The organism is Mesorhizobium sp. M7A.F.Ca.CA.004.06.1.1 (assembly GCF_003999135.1).
GTDB lineage: Bacteria > Pseudomonadota > Alphaproteobacteria > Rhizobiales > Rhizobiaceae > Mesorhizobium.
Genome location: NZ_RZPQ01000429.1, coordinates 1 through 5,025 on the forward strand (window position 1 = coordinate 1; position 5,025 = coordinate 5,025).

At 62.8% G+C, this 5,025-nt stretch carries 5 protein-coding genes; all 5 read right to left on the reverse strand.

The annotated features are described in order from the left end of the window. Positions 1 to 692 (reverse strand): sugar-binding domain-containing protein (locus EN906_RS22505; protein ID WP_127375382.1); only part of this gene is annotated, 692 nt, incomplete at its 3' end. Between the two features lie 25 nt (positions 693 to 717). Next, positions 718 to 1,641: an ABC transporter permease gene (locus EN906_RS22510; protein ID WP_236383556.1), complete on the reverse strand. Its 924-nt coding sequence runs from the start codon at positions 1,639 to 1,641 to the stop codon at positions 718 to 720. A 76-nt stretch (positions 1,642 to 1,717) separates the two neighbouring features. Further along, positions 1,718 to 3,253 (reverse strand): sugar ABC transporter ATP-binding protein, encoded by a 1,536-nt coding sequence (locus EN906_RS22515; RefSeq protein WP_127375383.1) that lies wholly within the window; start codon positions 3,251 to 3,253, stop codon positions 1,718 to 1,720. Between the two features lie 96 nt (positions 3,254 to 3,349). Further along, complete coding sequence (locus EN906_RS22520) at positions 3,350 to 4,381, reverse strand: substrate-binding domain-containing protein (protein ID WP_127270832.1); 1,032 nt, start codon at positions 4,379 to 4,381, stop codon at positions 3,350 to 3,352. A 337-nt stretch (positions 4,382 to 4,718) separates the two neighbouring features. Next, positions 4,719 to 5,025, reverse strand: a 307-nt coding sequence (locus EN906_RS37790; protein ID WP_206529152.1) for a hypothetical protein, incomplete at its 5' end; no start/stop codon positions are given.

Consider the following 5,025-nt stretch of genomic DNA (forward strand, 5'->3'; position numbering starts at 1 on the left):
GACGGATGCAGGTCGTAGTAGCTGGAATCGTCGGTCAGGATGGAGCCGACACCCACCACCGCGACATCCGCCTCGCGCGCCTTGCGAAACACGTCGGCGACGGAGCTGATGCCCATCAGCATTTCGCGCTGCTGCGCGGTGTCGGCAAACAGCGGCGCATGGATCTGGTAGGCGCGGCCGCCGAGCTTGTCGGCCATCAGCGAGGCGACGTGGTTGACGTCGGTGTAGTGCTTGCCCTGCACCAGGCCGGTTGCGGGAATGATCTCGACGTCGTATCGGCGCCCCGGCTTGAGACCGGCGACCAGCGCGCTGACGCCCTTGCCGCCGGTGATCGAGATCGTGTCGCCGTCCTTGATGGTGTCGAGCAGCAGCCCAGCCGCCGCCTCGCCGACCCGCTGCAGGGCCGTGTGCGGATTCTCGGAGACCGACGGCACCACCATCGCCCGCTCGATGCCGCCCAGCGCAACCAGCCGTGCTTCCAGGTCGACCAGATGGTCGATCGGCGACTTGATCTTGATCTCGACGAGGCCGAGCTGGTGGCCGCGCTTGATCAGCCGGTTGACCGTCGCGTGCGAGATGCCGAGTTCCCCGGCGATCTCGGCCTGGGTCTTGCCTTCGACGTAATGCAGGACAAGCGCCTGGTGCATTTGACGAACAGCGGCGATGTCGTCGCGGGTGTTGGGAGGGGCCATGGTCTTGCTGCGGTGCCTTTAGAGTTCAGGACTTCTTGCGGTGCAGGAAGTGATCGATCGATACGGCTGCGAGCAGGATGCATCCCTTGATCATGTCCTGCCAATAGACCGAGACATCGAGCAGGATAAGCGAGCTCGTCACCACCGACAGCAACGCCATGCCGAGGATCGCTCCGAAGATGGTGCCCGAGCCACCATTGAGCGAGGCGCCGCCGATGACGGCCGCGGCGATGATGTTGAGTTCCATGCCGGCGCCGAAGGTCGGTGTCGCCGCGCCGAAGCGCGCCATGTAGATGACACCGGCCAGTCCGGCCAGCGTCGAGCACAGCACCGTGACCCAGAACTTCACCTGATTGGTCCGGATGCCGGAGAACTGCGCGGCCTTCTCGTTGGAGCCGGTGTAGAAAACCTTGCGGAAGGCCGTGGCGCGACGCAGCAGGAAGTCGAAGATGGCCACCACGACGATGAAGATCAGGATGACATAGGGGATGTTGTTGAAACTGCCCTGGCCTATGGCCTTGAAGGCCGGCGGCAGGGTGAACAGCGACAGCGGCGTGCCCTTGGTGACCACCAGGCACATGCCGCGCACGATGACCATGGCCGCCAGCGACGTGATGAAATGATTGAGGCCGATCACGGTCACGAAGAAGCCCATCGCCGCGCCGATCAGCGCGCTGACGCCGATGCCGATCAGGCTTGCCGTCCAGGGATCGAGGCCGGCAAGGAACAGCGCACCCGAGACCACCATCGAGAAACACACGACCGAGCCGACGGAAAGGTCGATGCCGCCGACGATGAGCAGGATCGTCATTCCGACGACGACGATGCCTTCGATGGAAAAGCTCATCAGCATGGCGCGGAAATTGCCCCATGTCAGGAAGTGCGGCGAGGCGAAGCTCATGGCGATGCACAGCGCCAGGATGATGACGATCAGCCCGGCCTCGCGCATCGAGGCGAGCTGAGCGAAATTGATGCGCCGCCCGGCGGCCTTGATCTCGGCGTGCACGAGCGCTTCTCCTGATTCCCTAGGCGACATTCTGGGCCTGCCTTTGATTTGAACTGTCTTGAACGCCCGAGGCGAGCATGATGATGGCTTCCTCGCCGAGCTCGCTGGCGGCGAGTTCGCCGGCGATCCTGCCTTCGCGCACCACGACAACGCGGTCGCACAGACCGATCAGCTCCGGCAGCTCCGACGAGATGACGATGACGCCGACACCGCTGCCGGCCAGCTGGCGCAGCAGCCGGTGGATCTCGACCTTGGCGCCGACATCGATGCCGCGTGTCGGCTCGTCCATGATGATGACCTTGGGATCGACGGACAGCTGCCTGGCGATGGCGACCTTCTGCTGGTTGCCGCCGCTCAGCGTCAAGACGGCGGCCTCAATGCCAGCCATGCGCACGCCGAGCCTGCCGGTCAACTCCTTCGCCTGACGATCCTCGGCCTTACGATTGAGCAAGCCGAGTGGCCCGGTGAGCCGGCCGAGGTCGAGCGCGGAGATGTTCGCTGCGATCGGCAGATCGAGGAACACGCCGGAGCCTTTCCGGTCCTCAGAGAGATAGACCAGCCCCGCCTTGACCGCATCGCCATAGCTGCGCAACCGCAGCTGCTTTCCGTCGAGCACGACGGTTCCTGACGTCATTGGCCTGAGGCCACAGACCGTTTGCGCGATCTCGCTGCGGCCGGCCCCGATGAGGCCGCCTATGCCGAGAATTTCGCCAGCGCGAAGCTGCAGATCGACGTCGGCGAAGCGGCGGCCATCGGAAAGCCCCTCGACCGCGAGAAGCAGGCGCCCCGGCTGTTGCGGCGCCAGCTTGTCGGGATAGAGCTGGGTGATTTCGCGGCCCACCATCTTGCGCACGACATCGTCAGGTGAAACGGCGGCGACCTGATCGGTCGCCACGTACCGGCCGTCGCGGAAGACGGTGACGCGGTCGCACAGCGAGAATATCTCGGCCATGCGGTGGCTGATATAGACCACCGAAATGCCCCGCTCCTTGAGCCCGCGCACGATCGAGAACAGGCGTTGCGCTTCGCTTTCGGTGAGTGCCGCGGTCGGCTCGTCAAGCATCAACACCTTGCAGTCGAGCGTCAGCGCCTTGGCGATCTCGACAAGCTGCTGGTTGGAAATGGAGAGGTCGGCGACCCTGGTGCGCACCGGAATGGGCGCGAGCAGGTCCATGACCTTCTGGGCGTCGGAATAGAGCTTTTGGAAATTCATCAGCGGCGCGCGCCGGCTGTTGATCGCGGCCATGTAGATGTTTTCGGCAACCGTCGCGTCCTGACAGAGCGCGATCTCCTGGTGGACAAGCGCAATGCCGAGACGTTGCGCGGCTGCGGGCGAGTGGATCGAAATGCGCTCACCATCGATCAGGATGTCGCCCTCGTCGGGCTGCAATACACCGGCGATCATGTTCATCAGCGTCGACTTGCCGGCGCCGTTCTCTCCGCACAGTGCATGGATTTCGCCGCGCCGCAGCTCGAACCGTACGTCGCTCAGCGCCTTGACCGGGCCGAATGCCTTGGACAGGCCACGGATTTCAAGAATGGGCGCCTGGGTCACGCCGTGCTCCTGCGATGAACCTGCGGGGGAGGAAGGAGGCCGAAGCCTCCTTCCCGGTTAATCCGGCCATGCCGAGGCCGGGCGGCGAGATCGGGACTATTCCTCGATGCCCTTGGTACCGCGACGCTTGAGGTACTTGTCCCAGTAGAAGTCGTCCGCATTGTCCTTGGAGACAATGGAGAAGCCATTGTCGACGAAGGGCACGCTCATCGGGTTGAAACCCGAACGCTTGGCGTCGTTCATCGGATCGATCAGGCCGGGATGCTTGGCCATCCACAACAGCATGAAGCCCATATAGCCCTGCATGCCCTGGTTTGGATTGACCGAGCCGAAGATCTCGCCGGCCTTGATCATGTCGAGGATCTTGGCATTGACGTCGGCGAGCATGACGCGGATCTTGCCACCGCCTTCCTTGGCGGCCTGGGCAGCGCCGATGGCCGAGTTGGCCTCCGGCATGAACACGGCGCCAAGATCAGGATGCGCCTGCGCCAGGCTCAGAACCGCCTGATAGGCCTTGGTGGGATCCTGGTTCGAAGCGGCGCGGCCGACGAGCTTCATGTCAGGCCATTTGGCTTCCATGCGGGCAACGAACGCGTGGACGCGCTTGTCGTGGTTGTCCTGGCCGGGATTCTCCAGCACCGCATATTCGCCCTTGCCGTCCATCGCCTTGGCAACGGCGTCGGCGGCATAGGTGCCTTCGGCATTGTTGTCGGAGGTGATGTAGGAGACGCGCTTGGAATTCGGCGAGTCGGCGGCGAAGGTCACCACCGCGGTGCCCTGTTCGATGGCGCGGTTGATCGGCTCGATGAACGGATCGGAGTTCATCGGATGCACCAATATGCCGGCCGGCTTCTGCGCCAGCGCTTGGTCGAAGGTCGCGATCTGCTTGTTGACGTCGTATTCCGGCGTACCCGTATAGGCGGTCTCGCAGCCGAACTGCTGGCCGGCCTGCTTGAACATTTCATAGACCGGGAACCAGTATTCGACGCCCGAGACCATGACGTTCATGACATATTTTTCACCCGGCTCGCATTTGAACGGGTTTGGGGTTTCGGCGCGTACCTGCATCGACCCAAAGCAGGTCGATGCAGCCGCCGCGATTGCGAGCGTGCTCAGAAATTTGCGCAAGTTTCCTCCCTTGGCCGAAGCCATCCTCAATGACCGTCGCAGGCGCTCAGCGAGCGCTGCCGTATGGATTTGATGATGCCAACCTTCCTCCGAAAGCCGACGATCGGGACATTACAGCCTCGGCGCACGTTGTCAATATAATTCACATACTGAAATATATTTCACAACCTACTTCCGGGGAGTCTACGCTCCGGTCGACGAAGCTGGTCGCAGGCCGCCAAGGTGCCGTACGGGCCAGGCAAGGCCTTTCCGGCCTTTTTGGCCGCGAACCGGGGAGTGTGGTTGGAGTATCTGCACCCAGGAGTTCGCGCGGTGCCCTCCCGCCGGCCGCGTCTTATCACGTGAAGCCCAGATCTTGTTTGATAAGCATCTGCTCCGAGCGCGGCGTGACGCTCTCCATGTCGCTTGGCCAAGAAGTCTGCTGCTTCGTCGGCTTACAGCAGCCTTGACCACCCGGAGTATTCCGAGAACCTTCGACTGTCCCCCGAATGCGAACGGCCCGCCGGCATTGTTCCAGGCGGATTGTTTGCTTACCGAAGTTTGGTTGGGGAGAGGATTTGAGTTTTCTGTCTTGCGGCTTGGGCTTGGCCTGCTTGGGGGCGCCTGATGACGGGTTAAACGCCGGCACCAGGGCAAAAAACAAA